Annotated in this window: 22 protein-coding genes; 9 read left to right on the top strand and 13 right to left on the bottom strand. The window is 65.2% G+C overall.

Features of this window, described 5'->3' with window-relative positions; translation table 11 throughout:
- Positions 1–108: 108 nt before the first annotated feature.
- From ACQP2U_RS01605 to ACQP2U_RS01590, 4 genes are all read right to left on the bottom strand, one after another.
- On the bottom strand, positions 109–2,067 hold the full coding sequence (locus tag ACQP2U_RS01605) for an ABC transporter ATP-binding protein (RefSeq protein ID WP_433713044.1): 1,959 nt from the start codon (positions 2,065–2,067) through the stop codon (positions 109–111).
- Positions 2,064–3,890: an ABC transporter ATP-binding protein gene (locus ACQP2U_RS01600; protein WP_433713043.1), complete on the bottom strand. Its 1,827-nt coding sequence runs from the start codon at positions 3,888–3,890 to the stop codon at positions 2,064–2,066. Before ACQP2U_RS01600 ends, ACQP2U_RS01605 begins: the two co-directional genes overlap by 4 nt.
- 251 nt (positions 3,891–4,141) lie before the next feature.
- Positions 4,142–6,061 carry a long-chain-fatty-acid--AMP ligase FadD32 gene (gene fadD32 / locus ACQP2U_RS01595; protein ID WP_433713042.1) on the bottom strand — a complete coding sequence of 640 codons (1,920 nt, stop codon included), beginning with the start codon at positions 6,059–6,061 and terminating at the stop codon, positions 4,142–4,144.
- 105 nt (positions 6,062–6,166) lie between these two features.
- On the bottom strand, positions 6,167–7,417 hold the full coding sequence (locus ACQP2U_RS01590) for a KasA/KasB family beta-ketoacyl-ACP synthase (protein ID WP_433713041.1): 1,251 nt from the start codon (positions 7,415–7,417) through the stop codon (positions 6,167–6,169).
- Between the two features lie 237 nt (positions 7,418–7,654).
- Between ACQP2U_RS01590 and ACQP2U_RS01585 the strand changes: the two genes are divergently transcribed.
- The 5 genes from ACQP2U_RS01585 to ACQP2U_RS01565 all read left to right on the top strand — a co-directional run bounded on the left by ACQP2U_RS01585 (position 7,655) and on the right by ACQP2U_RS01565 (position 11,819).
- Positions 7,655–8,809, top strand: a complete 1,155-nt coding sequence (locus ACQP2U_RS01585; RefSeq protein WP_433713040.1) for a DNA cytosine methyltransferase — start codon at positions 7,655–7,657, stop codon at positions 8,807–8,809.
- Positions 8,810–8,822: 13 nt separating this feature from the next.
- Positions 8,823–9,245: a very short patch repair endonuclease gene (locus ACQP2U_RS01580; RefSeq protein ID WP_433713039.1), complete on the top strand. Its 423-nt coding sequence runs from the start codon at positions 8,823–8,825 to the stop codon at positions 9,243–9,245.
- Between the two features lie 294 nt (positions 9,246–9,539).
- Entirely contained in the window at positions 9,540–10,235 is a 696-nt protein-coding gene (locus ACQP2U_RS01575) for a DUF998 domain-containing protein (protein WP_433713038.1), read from the top strand.
- Between the two features lie 434 nt (positions 10,236–10,669).
- Positions 10,670–11,080 carry a RidA family protein gene (locus ACQP2U_RS01570; protein WP_433713036.1) on the top strand — a complete coding sequence of 137 codons (411 nt, stop codon included), beginning with the start codon at positions 10,670–10,672 and terminating at the stop codon, positions 11,078–11,080.
- Between the two features lie 10 nt (positions 11,081–11,090).
- Positions 11,091–11,819: a maleylpyruvate isomerase family mycothiol-dependent enzyme gene (locus tag ACQP2U_RS01565; RefSeq protein WP_433713035.1), complete on the top strand. Its 729-nt coding sequence runs from the start codon at positions 11,091–11,093 to the stop codon at positions 11,817–11,819.
- Positions 11,820–12,284: 465 nt separating this feature from the next.
- On the opposite strand, the gene ACQP2U_RS01560 is transcribed toward ACQP2U_RS01565, so the two are convergent.
- Genes ACQP2U_RS01560 through ACQP2U_RS01545 form a run of 4 tightly spaced genes read right to left on the bottom strand, consistent with a single transcriptional unit; the run spans position 12,285 to position 15,433 of the window.
- Positions 12,285–13,424: a molybdopterin-dependent oxidoreductase gene (locus ACQP2U_RS01560; protein WP_433713033.1), complete on the bottom strand. Its 1,140-nt coding sequence runs from the start codon at positions 13,422–13,424 to the stop codon at positions 12,285–12,287.
- 1 nt (position 13,425) lies between these two features.
- A complete protein-coding gene (locus ACQP2U_RS01555; protein WP_433713032.1) occupies positions 13,426–14,073 on the bottom strand; it encodes a methyltransferase domain-containing protein in 648 nt (215 codons plus the stop codon).
- A complete protein-coding gene (locus tag ACQP2U_RS01550) occupies positions 14,070–14,765 on the bottom strand; it encodes a TIGR04282 family arsenosugar biosynthesis glycosyltransferase (protein WP_433713031.1) in 696 nt (231 codons plus the stop codon). The genes ACQP2U_RS01555 and ACQP2U_RS01550 overlap by 4 nt, the downstream gene beginning before the upstream one ends.
- Positions 14,762–15,433, bottom strand: coding sequence for a glycosyltransferase family 2 protein (locus tag ACQP2U_RS01545; RefSeq protein ID WP_433713030.1), 672 nt, complete (start codon positions 15,431–15,433; stop codon positions 14,762–14,764). The genes ACQP2U_RS01550 and ACQP2U_RS01545 overlap by 4 nt, the downstream gene beginning before the upstream one ends.
- A 124-nt stretch (positions 15,434–15,557) precedes the next feature.
- On the opposite strand from ACQP2U_RS01545, the gene ACQP2U_RS01540 reads away from it, so the two are divergent.
- Genes ACQP2U_RS01540 through ACQP2U_RS01530 form a run of 3 tightly spaced genes read left to right on the top strand, consistent with a single transcriptional unit; the run spans position 15,558 to position 18,597 of the window.
- Positions 15,558–16,880 (top strand): hypothetical protein, encoded by a 1,323-nt coding sequence (locus ACQP2U_RS01540; protein ID WP_433713028.1) that lies wholly within the window; start codon positions 15,558–15,560, stop codon positions 16,878–16,880.
- 3 nt (positions 16,881–16,883) lie between these two features.
- Positions 16,884–17,579, top strand: a complete 696-nt coding sequence (locus ACQP2U_RS01535) for a response regulator transcription factor (RefSeq protein WP_433713027.1) — start codon at positions 16,884–16,886, stop codon at positions 17,577–17,579.
- A complete protein-coding gene (locus ACQP2U_RS01530) occupies positions 17,572–18,597 on the top strand; it encodes a sensor histidine kinase (RefSeq protein WP_433713026.1) in 1,026 nt (341 codons plus the stop codon). Before ACQP2U_RS01535 ends, ACQP2U_RS01530 begins: the two co-directional genes overlap by 8 nt.
- Position 18,598: 1 nt before the next feature.
- Here ACQP2U_RS01530 and ACQP2U_RS01525 read toward each other — a convergent pair whose 3' ends face one another.
- The 4 genes from ACQP2U_RS01525 to ACQP2U_RS01510 all read right to left on the bottom strand — a co-directional run bounded on the left by ACQP2U_RS01525 (position 18,599) and on the right by ACQP2U_RS01510 (position 22,008).
- Positions 18,599–19,651, bottom strand: a complete 1,053-nt coding sequence (locus ACQP2U_RS01525) for an NAD-dependent epimerase/dehydratase family protein (protein WP_433713025.1) — start codon at positions 19,649–19,651, stop codon at positions 18,599–18,601.
- Between the two features lie 285 nt (positions 19,652–19,936).
- Positions 19,937–20,557: a carboxymuconolactone decarboxylase family protein gene (locus ACQP2U_RS01520; protein ID WP_433713024.1), complete on the bottom strand. Its 621-nt coding sequence runs from the start codon at positions 20,555–20,557 to the stop codon at positions 19,937–19,939.
- A gap of 3 nt (positions 20,558–20,560) precedes the next feature.
- Positions 20,561–20,887, bottom strand: a complete 327-nt coding sequence (locus ACQP2U_RS01515) for a hypothetical protein (RefSeq protein WP_433713022.1) — start codon at positions 20,885–20,887, stop codon at positions 20,561–20,563.
- 47 nt (positions 20,888–20,934) lie between these two features.
- Positions 20,935–22,008, bottom strand: coding sequence for a nitric oxide synthase oxygenase (locus ACQP2U_RS01510; RefSeq protein ID WP_433713021.1), 1,074 nt, complete (start codon positions 22,006–22,008; stop codon positions 20,935–20,937).
- Between the two features lie 832 nt (positions 22,009–22,840).
- Here ACQP2U_RS01510 and ACQP2U_RS01505 point away from each other — a divergent pair.
- A complete protein-coding gene (locus ACQP2U_RS01505; protein ID WP_433713019.1) occupies positions 22,841–23,905 on the top strand; it encodes an alpha/beta hydrolase in 1,065 nt (354 codons plus the stop codon).
- Here ACQP2U_RS01505 and hisC read toward each other — a convergent pair.
- Positions 23,902–24,984, bottom strand: a complete 1,083-nt coding sequence (gene hisC, locus ACQP2U_RS01500; RefSeq protein ID WP_433713017.1) for a histidinol-phosphate transaminase — start codon at positions 24,982–24,984, stop codon at positions 23,902–23,904. The genes ACQP2U_RS01505 and hisC overlap by 4 nt on opposite strands.
- Between the last annotated feature and the right edge of the window lie 15 nt (positions 24,985–24,999).

Here is a 24,999-nt window from a genome sequence, read left to right as displayed (position 1 = left end):
TGCGCGCGCCACGTGAGGATCGCCGGCCACCGCGATGTCGCCGGTTGGCTGTCGGGGCCGAGGTCTGGGTTCGTCACGTATCTACCGTAAGGGACGCATGCACCGGCATCACACCAGCGCCTCACGCCATGCCGCGTGCAGGCTGGCGAACCGGCCGGCGCCCGCGATGAGCTCGCTCGGCGTGCCATCCTCGACGATCCGACCCGATTCCAGCACCAGCACCCGATCCGCGATGGCGACCGTCGAGAGCCGATGCGCGATGATCACGGCCGTGCGGTCGCGCAGCACCGTCTCCAGCGCCCGCTGGATCAGCCGTTCGCTCGGAATGTCCAGGCTCGACGTGGCCTCATCGAGCACGATCACCGCGGGATCGGCGAGGAACACCCGGGCGAACGCAACCAGCTGACGTTGCCCCGCCGATAATCGCCCACCGCGTTTGCGCACGTCCGTGTCGAAGCCCTCCGGCAGTTGGGTGACGAAGTCGTACAGCCCGACCGCACGCGCCGCCGCGAACACCTCGGCATCACTGGCCTGCGGCCGACCGAGCCGAATATTGTCGGCCACCGATCCGGAGAACAGATACGACTCCTGGGTGACCATCACGACATTGCGCCGCAGATCCGCATCGGACAACCGCCGCAGGTCGATGCCGTCCAAGGTCACTGTGCCGCCGGAGGGGTCGTAGAACCGCGTCAGCAACTTGGCCAACGTGGATTTGCCCGCCCCCGTCGCACCGACCAGCGCGATCACCTGCCCGGCCGGAATCTCCAACGAGAATTCCGGCAACACCGGGCGCGCTCGGCCATGCTCCTCGGCGTGCGGCACAACACCGTCGACCTCGGCCGACGCTCCGTCGCTCACGAGCGCCGACTCGCGTGCCCCCGGATCTGTGCCCGGAGATCCGTAGCCGAACCACACTCGGTCCATTCGCACGGCACCGGTCGCCTTCACCAACGCGACCGGCTCCTCCGGTTCTCGAACCGAGGGCTGCTCCTCCAGCACACCGGAGATCTTCTCCAAAGCCGCGGCCGCGGACTGGTAGGCGTTGAATACCTGAGCCAGTTCATCGAGGGGACCATAGAACTCGTTGAGGTACAACAAGTATGCCGCGAGGACACCGACAGCGAGGTTGCCCTCGATCACCTGCCATGCGCCGACCACGATGACGATTACCGTGGTCAGATTGCCGAGCAGCTTGGTGAGGCCGGCGTAGTCGCCCATGCCGCGCATGGCGGCGGTGGTCGCCTGCAGGTATTCGGCGTCCTCGACGGCCAGCGCCGATTCGTTGCGCGCCTCGCGACGGAAGGCCTGTACCGCGCGCATGCCGCCCATCGACTCCACGAACTGCACGACCACCTTCGCGATGGCACTGCGGGTGCGCCGGTATCCCGCCCGCTGCCTGCGCTGCGCCCAGCGGGTGACCACCATCAATGGCACGAATCCGAGCAGCACGATCGCGGCGAGGGTCTGATCGAGGTAGATCAACAGGACCGCGATGGTCAACACCGAAAGAATCGCGCTCAGCGCCTGATTCAGGGCACTCTCCAGCAACTGCTGCAGTGTTTCGATATCACCGGTCAGTCGCGCGACGACCTTGCCGGAGGTGTACTGCTCGTGGAAGGCCACGCTGAGCCGCTGCATATGCGCGAACAGCCGGACCCGCAGATCGAAAAGCACGCTCTGGCTGAGCCTTCCGGAAATCCGCAAGAAAACGAAGGTGGTGCAGACACCGAGCCCAACCGCCCCGAGGTAACCCGCGACAGTGCGCGCCAAGGGCGCCCAATTCCCCGCCGCACCTGCGGCAATGCCGGTGTCGAGTCCGTGCGCGACGAACAGCGGCGCCGACACCATCGCGGCATTGTCGAGCACGATCAGCAGCAGGGCGAAGACCGCGAGCTTGCGATACGGCCGGACCAGGCTCAACAGCAAGCGCCGAGATCGACCGGCCAGCACCAGATTTCCGGTCTCGGTGACCGCCTTGTCCTCATTGGCGATGCCGCGCCAGTCGGCGACCTCGTCGCGGTCGGCCGAATCGTCGGCGGGGACGATGGTTTCGGTTGTGGTCACGATTCACCACCCATCAGCTCGCGGTAGCGACTGCTGGTTTTCAGAAGTTGATCGTGTGCGCCCTCTGCGACGATCCGGCCATCGGCGAGCAGGGCCACCCGGTCGGCCAACGCTGCGGTCGAAGGTCGGTGCGCGACAAGCAGTGTGGTGGCACCCACCAGCACCGTGCGCAGCCGTTCCTGTACGCGCTCCTCGGTCTCCACATCGAGTGCGGACAGCGGATCGTCGAGCACCATGATTCGAGTTCGAGTCCGCTCCCCCGCGCTTGCGCGCGCCAGCACCGCGCGGGCCAGGGCCAGCCGCTGGCGCTGACCACCGGACAGGCTCAGCCCCTGCTCGCCGATTCGGGTGTCGAGTCCCCACGGCAGATCGTTCACGAAATCGGTGGCCTGGGCGACATCCAGCGCGCGCCGCACATCGTCGTCGGTGGCCTCGGGATCGCCGAGCGCGACGTTCTCCCGCACACTGGCCGAGAACAGCACCGGCTCCTCGAACGCCACCGAGACCAGCGAACGCAGATCGGACACGCGCATCGACGCGATATCGATGCCGTCGATGGTGATGGCGCCGCCGGTCACGTCGTAGAGTCGCGGGATCAGGTTGAGCAGCGCCGTCTTTCCGCTACCGGTCGCGCCGACCAACGCGACCGTCTCGCCCGGACGCACCTTCAGCGAAATATCGTGCAGTACTTCGCCCTTCGCATCCGGAAAGGCGAACCGCACGCCGCGCATGGTGAGTTCACCGACGATCCGCTCGGGCAGCGCCACCGGATCCGCGGGATCGTTGATTTCGACCGGGGTGTCGATGATCTCCCAGAACCGGTCCGCCGCCGTGCGCGCATCGTTCCACTCGGCGAGCAGGAAGCCGGTCCAGATGATCGGCCACTGCAGGAAGGTCGCCAGTGTGATGCTCGCGACCAGGGTGCCGAGCGTCATCATGTGGTGTGCGACGGCGTAACCGCCGTAACCCAGCGCGAAAGCGATGGCCAGCTGCGGCAGACACACCATCGCCGACCAGAGAGTGGCGTCCAACCGCACCTTGAGCAGCTCGGTCTGCTGCAATTCCCGCGCCTGCGCGGTGAATCGCCCGCCGAAGAACGCACCGCGACCGAATGCCTTCAGCACCCGGATGCCCTGTGCGGACTCCTCGGCGGTGGTGGCCAGATCACCGGCCTGATCTTGCGAGCGCCGCGCGGCTAGGCCGTAGCGCCGCTCGAATCGCAGGCAGACATAGGAAAGCGGGATAGCGATGACCGCGAAGGTCAACCCGATCTGCCAGCTCAGCGCGAACAGCACCACCAAACCGACCGGGATCACGATGAAGTGGATGATCAGGAATGGCCCCGCGAATGCGACGAACCGCTTCATGGTGCCCATATCGTCGACCGCGCGCGAGAGCAGCTGGCCGGACTCCCAGGCATCGTGCCGTCCGATCGAAAGCGTCTGCAGCTTGCGGAATATCTTGGCGCGCATATCGATCTCGAACTGGGCCGCGGGCTTGGCGATCAGCCACCGCCGACCCCATACGCCGCAGGCTTCCAGCAGACCGAGCGTCAGCACCAACAGCACCGGAAGTACGACGCCGCCGAAATCGCGCCGCTGGATCGGGCCATCGATAATTCGCGCGATGACCAGTGGCAGCACGATGGCCGTCAGGGTGGCGAGCACCGCAAGCGTGGTAGCGCCGAGCAGGGTGAACCGATGCGGCCGCAGATACGGCCAGAACCGGCGCAGCGATTGCAGGCGGCCCGGCACCGCGGCGGCGGGCCGCTGCGGTCTGTCGACCTCCGTGTCGGCCAATGGCGTATCGAGCGTGACGGACAAAGCTCCCCCTCGTGATCGTCTTGGATTGGCTGTGTCGCGAACCGAACCCCGGTGATGTTCGCATCGGGGTCCGACATTTCAGCGTGGCATCAGTCCGGGGATCGGCCAACCGATTTTCCGCCACGTCCACAGCCAACAACCTCGAGCAAGCTCGAGGTCAAGCACCCCCGAATACACCGACACGACATCGGCGCCCGGATACCCGGGCGCCGATGGCCGTTACTTCGATTGTACCGTCGAATAACCCGAGCTCAGACGGTCATTTGATCCTGGTCCACCGGCGCGTCCGGGAAGTCCTGCTGCTGATGACCGCCGCGCAATGTGCCCTCCAAATACGCCGCGCGACAGGCCCGTCGGGCGATCTTGCCGCTGGACGTGCGCGGAATCGAACCCGCTGGCACGAGCAGCAGATCGCGCACCGTGACGCCGTGGCGCTGTGCGATCGCAACGCGCACGATATCGGCGATCGGCCCCGGATCCAGCTTCGCCGCACCGGTGCCGCGCTCGGCCACGATGACCAACTGCTCGGAGGTGTCGTCGGCATCGAAGGTGAGACCGGAATGGCTGCCCGGTTCGAATACCAGGGCGGGCAATTGATTCGCGGGCACCGAGAATGCCGCGATGAATCCGGGCCGCAGTGCGGTACTGGATTCCTGCGCCGAGAATTCCAGATCCTGCGGATAGTGGTTGCGCCCGTCGACGATCACCAGATCCTTCACCCGACCGGTGATATACAACTCACCGTCCAGGTAGACACCGAAATCGCCGGTGCGCATCCACTTCGCGTCCGGATCGGTACCCTGTGCGTGGCTGCCCTCCGATAGTCGCCGCACCAGGGTGTTGTGGAAGGTCGCGGCGGTTTCGTCCGGCCGCCCCCAGTACCCGATACCCATATTGTCGCCGTGCAGCCAGATTTCGCCGACCTCGCCGTTACCGCGTTCGATGCCGGTTTCCGGATCGACGATCACCGCCCACTGCGATAGCGCCACATAACCGCAGGACACCTGCGCGATCGAATTCGGCGTGCCCTTCGGAACTTCCACCATCCGACCCGCATTGAGTTCATTGCGATCGACATAGACGACCTTCGCCTCGTCCTCAGCCTTGGTGGCGGAGACGAACAAGGTCGCCTCCGCCATCCCGTAGCAGGGCTTCAGCGCGGTCTTGGGCAGACCGTACGGCGCGAACGCCTCGTTGAATTTCCGCATCGACGACACCGAAACCGGCTCGCTGCCGTTGATCAGCCCGATCACATTCGAAAGATCCAGTTCTTCATCGGCTTTCGGCTTACCGCGGGCGGCCGCGTGTTCGTATGCGAAATTCGGTGCGGCCGCGAAGGTTCCGGCACCGTCGGAGGCGGCGGCCAGTTCCTTGATCCAGCGATACGGTCGCCGCACGAAGGCGCTCGGCGACATGATGGTGATGAATCCGCCGCCGACGGTCGGCAGGATCACCGACAGCAAACCCATATCGTGGAATAGCGGCAACCAGGTGACGCCGCGCGAATTCTCCTGCACCCCAATGGCATCGATCATCTGCAGCAAATTGGTGCCGACCGACCGATGGGTGATCTCGACACCGGCCGGGGTCCTGGTGGAACCCGAGGTGTATTGCAGATAGGCAACGCTGTCGATATTGATATTCGGCCGGACCCAGGTCGCGCCGACACTGTCCGGAATCGCGTCCACCGCGATAATGCGCGGACGCTGCGCCGGCGGGAGATGCCGGAAAAAGTTCCGCACACCGGCCGCGGCCGAACCGACGGTAAGAATCGCCGCCGGCTTGCAGTCGCCGAGCACCGCGTGCAGGCGGTCGGTGTGGCCCTGTTCTTCCGGATCGAACAGTGGAACCGCGATATTGCCCGCGTAAACCGCCGCGAAGATCGAGACGACATAATCCAACCCCTGGGGGGCCAGGATCGCCACCCGATCACCCGTCCGGGTCACCTGCTGCAGCCGAGCCGCGACGGCACGCAGCCGAACGCCGAATTCCCGCCATGTCAATTCGATGTACTCGCCATCGCGCTCGCGCGAGTAGTCGATGTAGCGGTAGGCGAGCGCGTCGCCGTTCTCCATGCTGTGCTTGTCGACGAAGTCGATCAGGGTCTTGTTGCCACGAATTTTGATATTGCCCTGATCGTCCAGATAGTCGTCGAATGTCTCGTCGATCATCGCCTTATCCTTTTGTCAACGCAGGCACTCGGGCCATGCGATTACACCGAACACAGGTCGATAACGAAGTGCCGGAAGGCTAGCAGGTGCGCCTTCCCGACGTGCTCAGTACCGCCCGAAAGCAATAGCGACGTTGTGTCCGCCGAAACCGAACGAGTTGTTCACGGCGTAGTCGATTCGTCCGGAGCGGGCCTGTCCCTTGACCACATCGAGCTCGATTTCCGGATCCTGATTGTCCAGATTCAGTGTCGGCGGAACGATTCCGTCACGTACCGAGAGCACCGTCAACACCGATTCGAGCGCGCCGACCGCGCCGATCGAATGGCCGAGTGCGGATTTCGGCGCATAGACCGAAACATGATCACCCACTGCGGCATTGATGGCCTGCGCCTCGGCGGTATCGCCGATCGGGGTCGCGGTCGCGTGCGCATTGACGTGGCCGACATCGTTTTTAGTGATCCCCGCCTTTTGAATGGCCCTGGTCATCGCCCGCGCGGCGCCCTTGCCATCGAGATCGGGTGCGACCAAATGGAAGGCGTCGGAAGTGATCCCGGCACCCATGAGCCGCGCGTGAATCGTCGCGCCGCGGGCCTTGGCGTGCTCCTCGGTTTCGACGACCATCATCGCGCCCGCCTCACCGAAGACGAATCCGTCGCGATCCCTGTCGAACGGTCGCGAGGCGGCCCTCGGGTCCTCGTTGCGGGTGCTCATGGCGCGCATCATGGTGAATGCCGCGATCGGCACGGCCTGGATGGAACCCTCGACACCGCCGGCGACCACCATGTCGGCATCGCCCATCACGATCATCTGCCAGGCCCTCGCGATCGCCTCCGAACCCGACGAGCAGGCCGAGACCGGTGTCACCACACCCGCTTTCGCGCCGAGTTCGAGGCCGACGCAGGCGGCCGAGCCGTTGGGCATAATGCGCTGCACGGTCAGCGGCGACACCTTGCGATAGCCGCCGTTCTGCAGCCGGTCGCGCGCGGCCGTAATGAATTCGCCCCCGCCGACGCCGGTGCCGATGGCGACGCCGAGCCGATTCTTGTCCACCTCCGGACTACCCGCATTGCGCCAGACTTCACGCGCGAGCACCACGGCCATCTGCTCCACATACGACAGGTGCCGCGCCTCCTGCCGCGTGAGGCAATCCGACGGCTTGACCTTCAGATGTCCACCGATGCGCACGGGTAGTTCGAACTGCTCGATGAAACTGTCCTCGAGGACATCGATGCCGCTCTCACCGTTGAGCAGGCCCTTCCAAGTCGAGTCGACATCACCGGCGATCGAAGTGGTCGCCGCCAGACTGGTCACTACAACGTTGGGATAGTTCCCGTTCTTGGTAGACGGAATCTGCATTTCGCTCACTTTCCTGGCGTCACTCTTGGGATAAACCGGGAACTGCGCGTGGAAGGTCATCGAACGACCGAGCAAACCATGATCCGACCGTGAGCATTGTCGGCGCATCCGGTCGGATCGGGTGCCCGACACACTACCGTGGCCGTCACTGGTCGTCGCATCTACGGCTCGAGTAACCTGCTGAGCGGATACGCAGCGCTGGTGGTTCGAGCGATCCGCGAGCAACCGCGAGAAGGGATGACTGTGACGGGCGGGCGGATGGTCGGGCTGTTCGCCGGTATCGGCGGGCTGGAGCTCGGCCTTGGCCACCACGGTTGGCACACCGAGCTGCTGTGCGAGATCGATCCCGGTGCGCGGGCGGTGCTCGCCGCGCGCTTTCCCGGAATTCCGCTGCAGGGCGATATCACTCGGCTACGTGCCCTGCCCGCCGGTACCGAGCTGGTCGCCGCCGGATTTCCCTGCCAGGACCTGTCGCAGGCCGGACGCACCGCGGGCATCACAGGTAAGCGCTCCGGTCTCGTGGACGAGGTGTTCCGGTTGGTGCGCCGTCAGCGTGGGCCGCGCTGGCTGTTGATCGAGAATGTGCCTTTCATGCTGCAGCTGGGTCGCGGGGCCGCCATGCGGCACATCACCAGCGCGCTGGAGGAGCTCGGCTACACCTGGGCATATCGTGTGGTCGACGCGCGCGCGTTCGGGCTGCCACAGCGCCGTCAGCGGGTGCTGATGCTGGCCTCGCGCACCGAGGATCCGCGCCGGGTGCTATTCGCCGATGATGCCGGACCGCTCGATCTCGGTGACCCGGAACAGGATCCGTGCGGCTTCTACTGGACCGAGGGTGTGCGCGGGCTCGGCTGGGCGGTGAATGCGATCCCGACGCTCAAGGGCGGTTCCGCGCTGGGGATCGCGAGTCCGCCCGCGGTTCGGTTGCCATCGGGCGAGATCGTCACGCCGGGCATCATCGACGGTGAGCGCCTGCAGGGCTTCGACGCCGACTGGACCGAACCGGCGACCACGGTGGCCGGAATTCGACACGGGCACCGGTGGAAGCTGATCGGGAATGCTGTGAGTGTGCGGATGGCGTCCTGGGTGGGTGCCCGATTGGCCGAACCGCTGGACCCGATTCCGGGCGATGAGCCGTTGCCGCCGGGGCGGCCGTGGCCGGTTGCCGCGTGGGGTCGCGCGGGCAGTGCCTATCGGGTGCCGGTTTCGACCTGGCCGGTGCACGAGCCATATGAGGATCTGCATCATTTCCTCACCGATTCGCGGCTGCTCTCGGCCCGGGCGACCGCAGGGTTCCTGCGGCGCACTGGAATGGGCAATCTACGGTTCCCGCCCGGATTTCTGGCCGACGTCGAGAGTCATCTCGATCGAATGGGTGGGTGGGCGGCATGAGATTTGCTACGTCATGAACCCGGCTCGGCGTCCGCTCACCGATGCCGCGACCAGTGCGCGGTTGGCCCGCCAGCGGCGCAGCGGCACCCGGCCCGAACTCGCGCTGCGGCGGGAACTGCATCGACGCGGATTGCGCTATTTCGTCGATCGCTCACCCCTGCGCGGGCAGCGTCGACGGGCGGATCTGGTGTTTCCCCGGCTGCGCGTGGCGGTGTATGTGGATGGATGTTTCTGGCATCGGTGTCCGCAGCATGCGACCGATCCGAAGAACAACGCACAGTGGTGGGCCGACAAATTGACCGGAAATGTGGCCCGTGACCGGGCCACCGATGCGGCAATGGCGGCCGCGGGCTGGCTGGTGATCCGAGTGTGGGAACACGAGGACGCCATCACGGCGGCCGACCGGATCCAGGCCGTATTGGCCGCGCGACGCTAGGTGACTCTTTCGAGCGCCCGGCAACCGCTAGCGGCGTTCGCGCACCCGAACCAGCGTGCGAGGCGCGTGCGCGGCCAGGTAGCCCGACACCGCCATTACCGTTAGCACCAGCATTCCGGCGATGGCCGTTGTGATTGCGATCATGGGAACCTCCTTAGATCTACCAACCATCGGGGATGGACCTGACAGAAGCCTGTGTTCGAGTTGGTAATGAGGTGTGTGAAGGACCGGTTGGTGCGGACACACGCACCTACTATTGAACACCGGACCAACCAGAAGGCGGAGAATGGTCCAGTGACTGATCGCCGGAGGCTCGCCGAACGCCACGTCCGGGTCGCCTGCGGGCTCATCGCGGTCGCGATCGCGATCGCCGGACTCTGCTATTCGTCGTGGTTGCTGGAGTTCGTACTGAAGATCGACGTCGATCCGGTCAACTCTTTCCTCAGCGAACTCGATGCCGAGGGCAAACCACATCGCGAGTTGTTCGCTACCGCCGACAAGATCGTCGGCGCATTGCTGATACCCGCCGCGATCGCGGGGCTGCTGTTATTTCCGCGCCGCAGCTTCACCACCATCGGCTGGGTCGCGCTCTTGTGCTTCGGCGCCGCGACCATCGGCGATGTGCTGCTCCCACTGCGCGATTGCACCCCGCAGGACAATGCCGAATGCGGCAGCGGTGGTAGCGAACTATTCCCGCAATTGCATCAGCCGCACGCGCTGACCAGCAGCATCGCGGTCACCGCTATCGCCGTCGCGACCTTCGCGTTCAGCGTGGCCGCCTTCCGCTATCACCGCTGGCGGATTCTGCGCGAGGCCGGTTTGGTGGTGCTGGTGATCGGGTCGGCGGCGACCGTGTGGATGTTGGTCGCCGACAACCTGACCGGCAATTACGCACTCGGCATCGCCCAGCGGATCCAGGTCGGATCGATGTCGCTGTGGCTGATCACATTGGCCGCCGCGGTGATTCTGGAAGGCCGCGAATGGTTCTAAAGTGATTCGGGTTAGTCGACCTTGATCTCGACCGTGCGGGTGTCGAGTTCGGCGGGCAGTTTGGTGGTATCGACCTCGAGGATTTCGCCGGTGTCCGGTAAGCCGTTGGGCAGCGTCTTGGGCTCGAGTCCGAAAGGCGGCTGCTCGCCCTTGCTGGCGGCGAGGCCGAAATCGCTGTCGTTGGCGATATAGGGTTTTGCCGCCGTCGAGCGTAGCGACGCCCTCGATCTTATCGTGACCGAAGAATTCGCCGTCGGCGTTCAGGCTGGTGACCAGGGCGGCGAAATCCAGGTTCGCGGTCTTGGCGGCCGGGGTGATGCCTGCCTTCTTCAGTGCCGCGGTGATACGAGCGTGCGCTTTCACGATCTTTGCCTACCGCATATCTCCGACAAAAGCCCTACGTCCGAATGACCCGTTGGTGTCATGCTTTCGCCATGGGTGATCGGATGAATATCGCGTCGGGTTCGGAGTTCGAGGATATCGTCGGCTACTCGCGGGCGGTTCGCGTCGGAAATACGGTCGCCGTCAGCGGCACCACGGCCTCGCTGCCCGGCGGCCACGCCGTCGGCGGGAACGATATCGGTGAGCAGACTCGAGAAGCCCTGCGCCGCATCGGCACTGCGCTCACCGAGGCGGGCGCGAGTTTTGCCGATGTTGTTCGCACGCGCATCTTCGTCACCGATATCGCGCGCTGGCCCGAGGTCGCGAAGGCGCACGCCGAGGTATTCGGCGATATCCGCCCCGCCGCGTCGATGTACGAGATCAAGGCGCTGATCACGCCAGCACTGCTGGTGGAGATCGAGGCTGACGCGATTTGCGCGACGATTCCGCGCTCGGATCGCTAATGTCGATCCGGTGACCAGCGACGCGCCGGAGACCACCGTTCAGCTCGAAACCGTCGCCACGGCGACGAACCGTCTGCTCGACACCATTCGCGGGCTGGACGATGACGTGACCGTGCCGTCACTGCTACCCGGGTGGACGCGCGGGCATCTGCTCGCGCACCTCGCGCGAAACGCCGACAGTCTGGTGAATTTACTGCTCTGGGCACGGACGGGGATCGAAACACCGCAGTACGCGAGCATGTTCATCCGGGATGCCGATATCGAGGCCGGTGCGCCGCGGCCACTTGCCGAGCAGTTGGCCGATAACGAAGCGGCGGCGAATCGCTGGCTGGCGCTTGCCGAGGCAATTCCCGAACAGGCGTGGACGGCGACCGTTCGGACCAGGCAGGGACGGCCCATTCCGGCGAGTGAGGTCATTTGGATGCGGCTGCAAGAGGTGGAGATCCATCATGTGGATCTGGCGGCCGGTTACCAACCTGCGGACTGGCCAGCGGATTTCGTTGCTCGGCTACTGCCGCGAGCCGCTGCTGATCTGACGAAAAGGATTGCCGCTGGGGCTGAACCGGCAGTCACGTTCGAAGCGCGAACCAGTGATACGGGCTTCACAGCGACGGTTGGGAGTGGGTCTCCTGACCACACCGTCAGCGGGCCCGCTTGTGCGGTGCTTGCTTGGCTGCTCGGTCGTTCCGACGGTGCCGAGCTGGGTGGTGTGCTGCCGACGCTGCCCTCGTGGAAATGACATCGTGAGCGGCACGTCGCCCGATTTTCGGTAGTCGAAGGGCTGGTTTCCGGCTGTGCGCATGCCCTCGACCGGACCGGCTCGACACAGCGTGGGCGATGAAAACCAGCGACCAGACGAGGACCAAGGCGACCGCCAGTCCAAAGGTGTAGTTGCGGTCCAGGACGGTCGGGTTGCTCGACATGGCGTTGCGCCGGTCGAGGACCGGGAGGGCGATCAGGACCAAGCCGACCGAGCAGATGGCACCGCAGGCGGTGACGGCCCACCAGGTAGGCGGTAGAAGATGGCGAGCGGTGAGTCCGGCCGCGACGCAGATCGGGGCGAACACCGCATCGTGGAGCAAGATCCCGCCGGCGAACCATATCGCGACAGAGCCGAGATCTCTGGGGGGAAGGTCGAATAACGCGCTCATGCCGTACCAGCCGAGCCAGATACCGATGAGGAGCAGCACGATGCGGGCCACCGTCATGGCAGCACCTCGATTTCGGATAACCATTTCGTTTGCAGGACACCGGGCCGGTTGGGTGCGATCAGACGGCATGGATAGCCGTGGTCGAGATCGAGGGTTTCACCATTGATGGTCAGAGCGACCAAGGTGCTGTCGTCGATGGCATGACGCTGCGGGAGAACCGAACTCCCGTAGATGCCGGTTCGCTCTAGTGAACGGAACCGGATATCGCCCCCGGAATAGTCCCCGACCACTGCCAGCAGATCCAGCAGGCGTACTCCGGACCAGTCGGCTCCGGCACTCCATCCTTCGACGCAGGCAATCGGCAGACGGGCCCGCGTCTGCGGCAGGGAAAGCAGCTCGTCCCTGGTGAAGCCGCGCTTCCGATCGCCCATGGTGACCGTCAACCGGTACCCGGGGTCACTCGCAGGCTCACCAATGCCCGCTGCCACAGCCGACCGATTGACCGGAACCCCTTGCGGCCCATGTCCGCTGCGCGGGGCCAGTACGGCCGCCCAGCGCAGAAACGGGATCGTCTGCCCGGCAACGGCAAAGCCCGCAGCCACGGCGGCAAGACCCGCACCGGTCAGCACTGCTCGACGCGAAATATGCGGACGGACCTCGGGGTCTGGTTCGACGAGCGAACGTTGCAGCGCGTCTCGGATGATGGGCAGCTTGACGGATAAATGCACCGCTAGCGCACCGATGGCAACGTAGGCCATGGCGTAGTGCGCGGTGGTAAAGAAGAACTTCCACGGGTAGTACTGGGCGATATTGAGAAGCCCGGTCGATAGCTGGAAGAGGACCGCGCCGACCAGGATCGCGATGGAACCACGTTCGAGGATTCGCAATGGCGAACCGATGATCGGCCGCTGAAACAGCCTGGGGTACACCGCCCAGAGCTTCACCAGCAGCAGCGGGATCGCTACGACACCCGAGATCACATGGGTGCCTTGGGTGACCCGATACAGCCACACGGGATGGGCCGGCCACCAGAACCAGCTCGGCGGATGCTGAATCCAGTGACTCAGCAAACCGGTGATGAAACAGAGCAGTATCGCGCTGCCGAGAGCGATCCCGACCCGACTCGCGACCTCGGGTCCGCGTGCGGTTGTCACGAGTAAGCGCGAGGTAACCGCTTGTCCCCCAATCCTCATATCACCCACCGACTGCTCGATCAGGGCCCCATCGCAACCAAGCGATATGCCGTCCGGACACCTCCACCGCCGCCACCACGCGGAACCCCGCTGCTGCGGCCAGCTCTTCCGCGCGATCTATCCCCACCCGGGCCCACGGAAACCATTCCCCCACTCGGTCTCTCGTCTCGAGCCGAATCGGATTCGTCACCACACCGGCACCAGGACGAGCGAATTCGACCACCGCGATGCCGTTGCGGGCAAGGAGTTCGCCCGCTCGAGTCAGCAGGCGGACCGGATCGCCACCGATCCCGATATTGCCGTCCGCGAGAATCGCATAGGACCAACGTCCCGAACCGGGCAGCGGCCCGAACAGATCCCGCTGCAACGCGGGTGCACCGCGAAATCTGCTGGTAGCCACGGCCATCGGCGAGATATCGACACCCAGGGCGATGATCCCCCGGCGCAGCAGCGATGCCACCAACCGACCCGGACCACACCCCAGATCCAGCGTCGGTCCATCACAGCAGCAGGTCAGCACAGCATCGGCCGGACGGTCGGCATCGTCGAAGCCCAGCCAGCGCCGGGTGCGCAGGGGATGACGCCGTCCGTCCGCATCGCGCACCCAGCAATCCTCACCCGCCAGCGCGAGATCGAAGATATCGCTCATCGATGTGCCAGCAGGGCGTGGTGCAACTGATGGATCAAGCGCGCGAACCGCCCATCGGATTCGCGTGCCACCTGGAGTGCGTCGGCGAAGGTGTCGACATCGTTGTATCGCGGCAGCGAGCGCACCCGAAGTCCGCAGTCCTGCAAGGCTTCTCGGGTGAGCTCACCGGTTCGTTCCGTCGACATGGGAACGTCGACGAGTATGCGCGCCGGCTGTGGTGTCGGCAGCCCGAGCGCCCACCAGCCGCCATCGTCGGCGGGGCCGAGCAGTGCGTCGCCGCGCAATACCAGTTCGCGGGCGGCCCAGCTCAGCACCTCCGGACCGATCTGCGGTGTGTCCATGCCGATCTGCAAAACCGGCAGCCCGTAGCGCGCGGCATCGGCATGCGCATTGGCCAAGCGCTCACCGAAAGATGCGCCGCGCTGCGGAATCAGCTCGAAGCCAACTAGCGCCCTCGCTACTTCGTCCGCACACTCCGCATCGGCGAGCTCTCCGGTGAACGCGACGATGTGGTGTGCGACCGGACTGCGCGACATCGACTCCAAGGTGTCCATCAGCGAGGCAGCGGCGACTCGTGCGGCCTCACGCGGTGAAAGTTGCGGGGTCAGACGAGTTTTGGCCAGGCCGGCAATCGGGGCCTTGGCCAGCACGAGCAGTGTCGCGGCGATGGGCGAGGGACGAAAGTAGTTCATCGCAGCACCACCAGAAAGTCGCGGGTCGCGCGCAGGGTCCCGAGCCACGACCCCGATACCTTCGAGACGCCACCCGCTCGTGGCCGATATGCGATGTCGCGCTCAACCACCCGCCACCCTGCTCCCGCCGCACCGATCAGCAGTTGCAATGGATAGCCGGAGCGCGTGTGCAACGGTCCGAGCGAGAGCAGTGCGGCGCGGCGAGCCACCCGCATGGCGCCGATATCGTGCACGGGTAGCCCGTACCGGCGACGCAGTCGCCCGGCGATTACCGAATTGCCGAGCCGCGCATGCCACGGCCACACACCCCGACGCACCGGCTTGCGCCGTCCGACCGCCAAATCGGCACCCGAACGCACCAATTCGACCAGCGGCGGCAACTCCGCCGGGTCCATCGATCCGTCACCATCGAGAAAGGCGACTAAATCCGTTCTTGCCGAGGCGATCCCGGCTTGCACGGCAGCCCCGTATCCGGGCCGGGCTTCGGATACGACAGCGGCGCCGCAGCGGCGGGCCACCTCGGCTGTCGCATCGGTCGAGCCATTGTCCACGACCAGCGCATGGAATCCGGCCGGGATGGCCGCGAGCACATCTGGCAACGCCTCAGCTTCGTCTCGGCACGGGATAACAACGGTCACGCCGTCCGGATTATGGAGGGTCTCGGTCACCTTTCCGACGCTATGCCAGCGCGATCGAATCGTGGCCGCAAAAGTGGTGACGAAACAGTGACATCCGCATCCAGAACCGATGGAGCACCGGTTTTCCACGCACCTCGGCCCTATCGTGAGGTTCGTGCATGACGTGAAGGAGGCCGCGACAGCGCCGCGCGGCCGGATACGTGCCGAGTATCTGGGGGCAGGCATTGCCGCCGCACTCACCCTGGCAGCATTCCTGGTCCCGCGAATTGCCAGCGAACAATGGCGGAGCAAGCTCTACGCGGGTTCGGCTCCCATCTTCGGCAACTGGTTGCCGCATGTCGGCTGGGGTTCGGTACCGGCCGTCGCTATCGCGCTACTTGTCATCGGATTCGGACCCGCCGTGGCCGAGTCGCTGCCGTGGCGACGGCTGCTTGCGGTGTCTTGGTTGACCGCTCTGGCCTGGGCTTTCGCTTTGGCTATGATCGATGGCTGGCAGCGCGGATTCGTCGCGAGACTCACCGACGGCCACGAATATCTGCACGAGGTGCCCGGCGTCCGCGATATCCCGGCCATGCTGCGCGGATTTTCCGGCCGGATCCTGGATTTCGAACCGGATTCCTGGACGACCCACGTCTCCGGGCATCCACCCGGCGCGCTGCTGTTCTTCGTCCTGCTCGATCGCATCGGCGTGCGCGGCGGAGGGTGGGCGGGACTGGCCTGTCTTGTGATCGGATCCAGCGCGATCGTCGCCGTCGCGGTCACCCTGCGCGCGCTCGGTGCCGAGGATCGAGCGCGAAAGGCATTGCCATTTTTGACAATAGCGCCCGCCGCAGTGTGGATCGCGGTTTCGGCGGACGCCATGTTCGCGGGTGTAACGGCGTGGGCGGTGGCGCTGCTGGCGATCGCGATCCGGCGGCCGCGGATCGCCGTTGGCTCCGGTGTGCTTTTCGGGCTCGGCATCTACCTCAGCTACGGCCTCGTGATCATGGCCGTCCTCGCCGTCGCGGTCCTGATCGCGGGCCGAACCACTAGGCCGCTGCTACCTGCCGTACTCGGCGCGCTGATCGTCGTCGTGGCATTCACAGTGGCCGGTTTCTGGTGGCTGGATGGCTATCACCTGGTGGTGCAGCGCTACTACCAGGGCATCGCCTCCGAGCGTCCGTACGCGTACTGGGTCTGGGCGAACCTCGCCGCCACCGTCTGCGCGGTCGGTCTGGCTACCGCGGGTGGTCTACCGAGCGCGCTGCGCAGACCATTCGATGCGGCCGCGCTCTTGGTGACGGCGGCCTTGTGCGCGATATTGGTGGCAGACCTCAGTGGCCTGAGCAAGGCGGAGACCGAACGCATCTGGCTGCCGTTCGACCTCTGGCTACTCGCCGCGACCGCGTTTCTGCCGCGGTCCACTGCCCGCGCCTGGCTGTTTCTGCAAGCGCTCGGCACACTCGTACTCGCCCACACGATCCTGACGAATTGGTAATCCATGTGCATTCTGATCGCCGATGACGACCCGCTGGTCCGTGATGTGGTGCGACGCTATCTCGAACGCGATGGACGCACCGTCGTGGAGACCGCGGACGGCGTCTCGACCATGGCGCAACTCACCGAACCCACCGGCGACCCCATCGAACTGGCCGTCCTCGACGTGATGATGCCCGCTCCCGACGGCATCGAAATCTGTCGCGCGGTGCGTTCCGGCCCGCGCCCGGACACCCCGATCATCCTGCTCACCGCACTCGGCGACGAGGATGATCGCGTACTCGGTCTGGAGGCGGGCGCTGACGATTACGTCACCAAGCCGTTCAGCGCCCGCGAGCTCGCCTTGCGGGTCGCCTCGGTGCTGCGACGTTCGCAGGCGACGCGGCAGCCGAGCACGCAGGTACTGCGCGACGGTGCGGTCGAGGTGCGACCGGGCTCGCAATCGGCGCTGGTGGACGGCAGGCCGGTCGACCTGACCGCGCGCGAATACGATCTGCTCGTCTTCCTGCTGCGTCATCCGCACCAGGTGTTCAGCAGGGAGGAACTGCTGGCCAAGGTGTGGGGTTGGGATTTCGGCGACCTGTCCACCGTCACCGTGCATATCAAACGTCTTCGAGCGAAACTCGGTGCCCGGCACCGGATCGAGACAGTGTGGGGCCGCGGCTATATCTGGGGTCGGAATGGAGAATACAGTGCCTGAGAACACCCTCCAGTTGATCGGCTACGCGCTCGGCTGTTCGCTGCCGATCGTTGCCATCGGCGCGGGAATCCTGCGCGCCACCAGCAATCGCTCCATGACCTCGAGTATGGCTGTGTTGGTGCTGATCCCCACGCTGTCCACGTTAGCGGGCATTATCGGGGTCAGCGGGTTGATGTTCACCGATGAACTCGAGCGCACGGCGGTCGTACTCGCGGTCGTCGCGGCGGTCACCGTGCCCGCCGCTCTGCTACTCGGTCGCGAGCAGGCCCGAAAGACCGTCTGGGAAAAGCAGATTCGCGAGCAAGAGCGGATGGCCGAGCGCTCCCGTCGCGAACTCGTCGCTTGGGTCAGCCACGACCTGCGGACCCCGCTAGCCGGTATTCGCGCGATGGCCGAGGGCCTGTCCGACGGCGTGGTCAGCGGTACCGACGATGTGGCGCGTTACGCGGAACAGATTGTGCGCGAAACGGATCGGCTCTCGGTCATGGTCGACGATCTGTTCGAAATGTCGAAGATCAATGCGGGCGCGCTGCGTTTGGAGCTGGAGCCGGTCGATCTGCGCGAGTTGATCGATGAGGTACTGGCCGCCAACCGACCGAATGCCGAACGCGCCGAAGTCCAGCTGCATGCGCAACAGCCCGACTCCGAAATCGTCGTCGCGGCCAGTGATCGAGCCCTCGGCCGGGTGCTGACCAACCTGGTCTCCAACGCCATCGCCCACACTCCACCCGGTGGCCGCGTCGCGATATCCGCCGGCACCTCCAACGGTCAGGCTTGGGCGCGCGTCGACGACACCGGCCCCGGCATCTCCGAAGCCGATCTGCCACGAATATTCGAAGTCGCCTACCGCGGTACCGCCGCCCGCTCCCCCGTCGCCTCCGACGGCGTGTCCTCCGGCAGCGGTATGGGGCTCGCGATCGCCGCGGGTCTGATCGAAGCCCACCACGGCGATATCAGCGCCGAGAACCGCGAGCAGGGCTGTCGCTTCGAAGTTCGGCTACCGCTCAGCGGAAACTGAACTACGCCACCGGCGCGCCCGCCCCCGCAACCGCGCGCAGCGGTGCGAACGCGAACTCGGCCAGGCCGTCGAGTGGATCCACCTGCGCGGTGAATCCCAGAATGCGTCGTGCCTGTTCGGGGCTCGCGACGATATGCCGCACATCGCCGGGGCGATAGCGTCCGGTGATCACCGGTTCGGGACCACCGCGCGCCGCGGCCAAGGCACTGGCGACCTTGCCGATGGTGATCGGACGTCCCGAGGCGATATTGAGCGGAACGAACCCGGAATGCGCATATTCGACCGCCGCGAGATTCGCTGCCGCGATATCGCTGACATGCACAAAATCTCGCGCCTGCTGGCCATCTTCGAAAACCTGCGGCGGGTTACCGGCCTCCAGCGCGGACCGGAAAATCGCGGCTACTCCGGAATACGGTGTATCCCTCGGCATATCGGGACCATAGACATTGTGATAGCGCAATGCGGTGACCCCGGACTCGGTTACCGCCGCCCATGCGGACGCGTAGTGTTCCTGCGCCACTTTCGCCGCCGCATAAAGACTCCGCGGCCGCAACGGCGCGGTCTCCGGCACCGGCTCCCACCCCAACACCTCATCGGAATCCGGATCCCGATGCTCGAACATGCCGTTCTCGAGATCCCCGCGCCTGCGCACCCCGACCTCGACGGCCCGAACCCCGCGATAGCGCCCCTCCCCATAAACCACCATCGACGATGCCAACACCAACCGCCGACACCCCGACCGATCCATCGCCGCCAATAAAACCGCGGTCCCCAAGTCGTTATGGCTCGCATAAGCGGGCGCATCCTGCGCGCTCACCCCCGCTCCGACCACCGCGGCCTGATGACAAACCACGTCGATCCCCCGCAGCACCGAATCCAGCGCAGCCGCATCCCGCACGTCAACCACCCGCACGTCCTGCGGAACAACCGCGCCGACCCCATGCGCCGCGGGCAACATCAGATCAACCGCCACCACCTCATGGCCCGCCCCCACCAACTCCCGATGCACCCGGGTCCCGATAAACCCCGCCGCGCCGGTCAGCAAGACCCGCATATCAGCACCACCCCAGATCGCAGTGCCCAACCCGCCCGTTAACCACTCCATCGTTTACCGAGGTCATGCCGCTGATTCTGCTGCCAGTCCGGTGGCTTTCGCCGCAACCTGGCCACGGCGTCAGACTTTCGTCACGATCTCGAGCCGCGCTTGCGTGTCAATTCAGCAACCAGCAGCGAGTCCCGGCGCTACCCGAGAACACACTTGATCGACAGGAGCCAGCCGTGTGGGATCGGTCGCCACGGCAAAACGATCGATATCGGCCGATCTCGGAAGCCTGCTCAGTTATCGAGCGCCGCGGGAAAGGTAGCGCACCGGAGGTGGGGTTCGGTAGCCGAATGCCTTGATGAAGCGTGCGCCGATCTGGGCTTGGCTGGCTTCGAGCGCTTCGGCGCCAACGGCATTCATAGCTCGGTTGATCACATTGAAAAGGGTCACTACCCAGAGGGCTTCGTCGAAGGCTTCGGCGGTGACTCCGGCCGCGCGGACCTTGTCGGCGTCACCGGGACTGAGGCCATCGGGGTCGCGCACCATTTTGCCGACGAATTCGAGCATGGCGCCGGCTTCGGGACGCAAGGGTGAGTCATCGCCGTCGGCCAGGGCTTCGTCCACCAGATTTTCAGCGATATAAGCAGCTGCGATGCCATGGTGGGCGGACACGCAGAAGGGACATTCATTGAACTGCGAGGCCCTTGTCGCGAAGATTTCGCGTTCGGCGACGGTCCAGAAGGACGGCCCCCGCATGGCGTCCTGGATGAGGTCGGAAAGCGGGGTACCGAAGTAGCGGTTGCGATAGCAGACGACCTTCATGACCGCGGGAACCTCGGTACGACCGAACCGCCGCATGGTCGCGAACATGATTCGGGCCGGGAGTTCCTGGCCGGATTCGACTGCGTCGAGCCACATTTTCTACCGCCCCTCCCAGCAGCGGCGGGCGGCGCGAAGCCGTCGATCGGCGGCGCCGTAGGCCGCGACCACGGCCGCCTCGAAGATCTCATCGTCGCTGCGACCCGCTTCGGCCAGCATCGTGATGTTCTTTTCGGTGAGCCGATACGAGCGTTCGGCGACCAGTTCGACGAAGTCGGCTAGATCATCGGGGACCCCGGCGGCGGCCCCTTCTTCCCCCGCGGCCCGCGCCCGAATCGACCGCCGCACCTCGACCGGCAGCCGCCCCGGCGCACCTTCGAGATGCGCGCCGAATTCTTCCCATTTCGAATCCATGGGACGCCGTGCCATGGCCTCATTCTTGTCCATCAACCGCAACCACCGCTGCCGAACGGAGATCAGATTTCGGCTTCGCCGCCGAAGTCCCGCCGTACGAAATTCGGGCGCAGATCGGGCTCGGGTTCGTCGTAGTAGCGGTGAAAGGTCGGGGTCACGCCCGACGAAATCGGTGGATTGACCCAGCTCCAATCGGTAGGGCATTTGCGGCCCGCTGCCTGCTCTCGATCGACGTGGTCGCAGAACTGTTTGGCAACCGTATGATGGTCGACGATATACACTCCCGCCTTCCGAAAGCTGTACAGCACAGCGTGATTCAATTCGACCAGCGCCTGATCCCGCCACAGTGAACGCTCGTGTCTGGTGTCCAGGCACATCATTTCAGCGATGAGCGGCAGCATGTTGTAGCGGGTGGTGTCGCTGAGATTGCGTGCGCCGATTTCGGCTCCCATGTACCAGCCGTTGAACGGCGCGAAAGGATAGGTGATGCCGCCGACCTCCAGATTCATATTCGAAACAGCGGGCAGCGCATGCCATTTCAAGCCGAGCCCGGCGAACCAGTCGAATTCGGGATGCTCGAGTTCGACCTCGCGGGCCAGTTCGGGTGGGATGTCGAACCAGCGGATCGGCTCGTCCGGGGTGCTGATGAGCACGGGCAGGATATCGAAGGGCGTGCCCGCACCACGCCAACCGAGCTTCATCGCGAATTCGGTGATCGCGATATTGGCCGGATCACCGGTTACGGTGCCGTCGCCGTTGCGATAACCGGCGTAGCGGATCAGTTGTGGGCTGACGATGCGGAATTCGCGGCCGTCGGCCTGACGCGGTGGCCCGACGGTGATCATCGATTGGATGGCGCCGCCGTTGGTCGCCATATGCAGGTGCTGCCAGCAGACCTCGGCCAGGTCGCGGGCCGAGCGCACCCGCCGTGCGTCGAGCAGTTTCAGTGATCGCCAGTGTTTTCGCCCGACACAGCGGGCGTGGTTACGCCACGCGAGTTTGGCGCCGATGAGGATTTCCTCGGCGGTCTGCACGTAGCTGCCGGTTTGGTGGAGTTGCTCCAAAGCGGTGCGGCGGCGGTTCGCGGATAGATGCGCGAGTTCAGGCAATCGGAAGAACTCATCGCACTCCCGCATCCGCCTTTCGATTCCGAAAGGGTATGTGTCAGCGGCACTTTCGAGCGATATGACAGGTAACGCTTGATTCACGGTGTTCTCCGGTCGGGCACGAGGTACTGCGGCTAGACAGACAGGGATTGATCGAGCAGAGAATTTCGCGCGCGGAGCGCGGCTGACACCGGGCTACGCCGGGGGACCGCGCGATAGCCTCCGCGTTGCGGAGAACCGCCATGCGGCAGACGATTCAGGAAGCGGGGTCACGCAGGCTGTCGGGTTGCCGGGCACGCGCGCAGCAGCATGACCTGGCTGCTGCCGTTTGCTGTCCACGATCATGCTCGTCCCAATCGACGCCTGAAAACGCCCGCATGCAGCCTAAGACCGGTGTGCTGGCCGTGTGCCCTAATTCGACGTAATGCCTGTTCGAAATCTGGCTGGCACGAGCAATTATTTGCCGATCCGTCCGGATCGGACTGAGGTGTACGTTGTGTGCGCCGTACCGTCGGTCGATCAGTTCGCGGCTGTAGCACTGGACGGGACGGTAGGGCACCAGTATCTCGGGCACCTCCTGATCATCATCGGACTGCTGAATCGCGCCTCGCTACTGGGCATTTGGCGCGTCTTCCGGTGGATGCGGCAGGGCGAGTTCGCCGAGGCGCGGCTCGAGCGCGGTTGGACAGCCGGGTCTGCTGAACCGGGTGCTCGCGCCGGTAGTGCGGCTGGTCGAGAAGCCGTCGTCGCTGGCAGAGTGACCTTGCCGCGAAGTGGCCATTCCGGGTAGTTGACAACACATACCGACCGGCGTGTTCATGGCTGGCGCGCCCACTTTCGTATTTCTGGCAGGATGGGCAGCATGCTGTCTCGGCGCGAGGTGCGGCGTTGGGTCTCCAGCGCCATAGTTAGCGTCGCACTGATTGCCGGTGCGGCGATGTTCGGCCCACCCCAGGTGCTAGCAGCGCCGGGCGATCAGCCGCGCCCGAATACCGGCTCGGCGGATGGTCCCTCCCCCGCGGAGCCGACCGTTCCCGGCGTGACACGCGCTTCGATCGATCGGATCGTGCCCATCAACGACCGGTGGCTGCGGGTGTGGGTGAATTCGCCTGCGATGAGTCGCGCCGTCGAGGTGCAGGTGTTGCTGCCGCGTGAGCAGAACCATCCACGACCGACCGTCTACATGCTCGACGGGCGCAGTGCCGAGGCGGAGAGCAATAACTGGACCGAGCTCGGGCACGCGGACAAGTTCTTCGAAGATAAAGACGTGAACGTGGTGCTGACGGTCGGCGGACCGGCCAGCTTCTACACCGACTGGCAGCGCCCGGACCCGGTGCTCGGCACCAATATGTGGGAGACCTTCCTGACGAAGGAACTGCCGCCACTGATCGACGCCGAGTACAACGGCAATGGACGCAACGCCGTCATCGGCGTCTCCATGGGCGCCGAGGCCGCGATGATGCTGGCCTTCCGGCAGCCGAAGCTGTACACGGCGGTGGCGGCGCACAGCGGGTGTTTCTCGATGGGAACCGATCTCGGACAGGCGCAGGCTCGCGCGGTCATCGCGACCTACCGTGGCGGACCGGACAATATGTTCGGCGATCAGCACGATCCCGCCTGGCTGGACCATGACGTGCTACTGCACGCGGAAGCGTTGCGCGGTAAGGCGATCTATCTGTCGGTCGGCAGCGGACTGCCCGGCAAATACGACACCCCGAACAACCCGGATGTGGTGAGCACCATCGGATTCGGCGGACCACTGGAGGCCGCGACCAATCTCTGCACCCGCAGGCTGGCCGATCGGCTCACCGCGCTCGGAATTCCGGTGACCGCGAACTTCCGGGCGACCGGGACGCATTCGTGGCCGTACTGGGCCGACGAGTTGGGTTCGTCATGGCCGACGATCTCGAAGGCGTTGGGCCTCTAGGCGATTCCGAAGCGCGCCAACACATCCGGATCGGTCGCGAACCGCAGGAACTGCTCGTTCTCATGCGGATCACCGATGGTCACCCGCACGCCATCGGTGCCGTACGGCCGCAGCAGCACCCCCGCCTCCGAGCTCACCTCGCCGTATTCGGCGCTGCGCTCGCGCAGCGGCAGCCACAGGAAGTTGGACTCACTCGGGGGCACCTCGTAGCCCGCGGCGAGCAGTGCGTCGCGCACCCGATCGCGTTCGACGACGAGACCGTCGGTGCGATCGAGCAGTTCGTGCCGCGCCTCCAGCGAGGCGATCGCGGCGGCCTGCACGACCCGGTTCACGCTGAACGGGATGTGCACCTTCATCAGCGCGCTGATCACCGCCGGATCACCGACCGCATAACCCGCGCGCAGTCCCGCCAGACCGTACGCCTTGGAGAAGGTCCGCAGCACAACGACATTCGGTCGATTGCGCCCCAGCTCGACACCATTCGGGCGCTGCTCTGTGGTGAGCCGCATGTATTCGAAGTAGGCCTCGTCCAACACGATCAGCACGTGCTCGGGGACCGCATCCAGGAAGCGGATCAGCTCAGCCTCGCCGACCGCGGTGCCGGTCGGGTTGTTCGGATTGCAGACGAAGATCAGCTTGGTGCGCTCGGTGACCGCGGCGGCCATCGCATCCAGATCGTGCACATGCTCTCGCGTAAGCGGCACCTGCACTGCGGTCGCATTGCCGACCTGGGTGACGATCGGATACGCCTCGAAGGAGCGCCAAGCGAACAGCACCTCGTCGGTCGGTGCGTCACAGGTGATCTGCACCAGTTCCTGACACAGTGCGACGCTGCCGCACCCGACCGCCACGTTCGCCGAAGAGACGCCGAGGAAGTCCGCGAGGGCCGCGCGCAACTCGGTGACCTGATTATCCGGATAGCGGTTCGCCAGTTCCGCGGCCTCGGCGATGGCCTTCGCCGCGGACGGGAGCGGACCGAAGGTGGTCTCGTTGCTGGCGAGTTTGACCGCGCCGGGATGGTTGCGGCCGGGGACGTACGCCGGGATCGAATCGAGGTCCGGCCGGATGTGCGCTGTCACCGTTCAACCATATGC

It is taken from the genome of Nocardia sp. CA-084685 (genome assembly GCF_050955785.1).
Taxonomy (GTDB): domain Bacteria; phylum Actinomycetota; class Actinomycetes; order Mycobacteriales; family Mycobacteriaceae; genus Nocardia.
Note: the sequence above shows the minus strand (reverse complement) of the source record. Positions and strands in the feature narration are given on the sequence as shown.

Bases quoted from the DNA above. Each gene is read 5' to 3' on its own strand.
- ACQP2U_RS01580 (WP_433713039.1), top strand. From the start codon at position 8,823: ATGAACCCGGCTCGGCGTCCGCTCACCGATGCCGCGACCAGTGCGCGG.
- ACQP2U_RS01585 (WP_433713040.1), top strand. From the start codon at position 7,655: ATGACTGTGACGGGCGGGCGGATGGTCGGGCTGTTCGCCGGTATCGGC.
- ACQP2U_RS01510 (WP_433713021.1), bottom strand. From the start codon at position 22,008: ATGCGGGAGTGCGATGAGTTCTTCCGATTGCCTGAACTCGCGCATCTA.
- ACQP2U_RS01560 (WP_433713033.1), bottom strand. From the start codon at position 13,424: ATGAGGATTGGGGGACAAGCGGTTACCTCGCGCTTACTCGTGACAACC.
- fadD32 (WP_433713042.1), bottom strand. From the start codon at position 6,061: ATGATCGACGAGACATTCGACGACTATCTGGACGATCAGGGCAATATC.
- ACQP2U_RS01515 (WP_433713022.1), bottom strand. From the start codon at position 20,887: ATGGCACGGCGTCCCATGGATTCGAAATGGGAAGAATTCGGCGCGCAT.
- ACQP2U_RS01520 (WP_433713024.1), bottom strand. From the start codon at position 20,557: ATGTGGCTCGACGCAGTCGAATCCGGCCAGGAACTCCCGGCCCGAATC.
- ACQP2U_RS01550 (WP_433713031.1), bottom strand. From the start codon at position 14,765: ATGAACTACTTTCGTCCCTCGCCCATCGCCGCGACACTGCTCGTGCTG.
- ACQP2U_RS01525 (WP_433713025.1), bottom strand. From the start codon at position 19,651: ATGCGGGTCTTGCTGACCGGCGCGGCGGGGTTTATCGGGACCCGGGTG.
- ACQP2U_RS01505 (WP_433713019.1), top strand. From the start codon at position 22,841: ATGCTGTCTCGGCGCGAGGTGCGGCGTTGGGTCTCCAGCGCCATAGTT.
- ACQP2U_RS01590 (WP_433713041.1), bottom strand. From the start codon at position 7,417: ATGCAGATTCCGTCTACCAAGAACGGGAACTATCCCAACGTTGTAGTG.
- ACQP2U_RS01570 (WP_433713036.1), top strand. From the start codon at position 10,670: ATGGGTGATCGGATGAATATCGCGTCGGGTTCGGAGTTCGAGGATATC.
- ACQP2U_RS01555 (WP_433713032.1), bottom strand. From the start codon at position 14,073: ATGAGCGATATCTTCGATCTCGCGCTGGCGGGTGAGGATTGCTGGGTG.
- ACQP2U_RS01535 (WP_433713027.1), top strand. From the start codon at position 16,884: ATGTGCATTCTGATCGCCGATGACGACCCGCTGGTCCGTGATGTGGTG.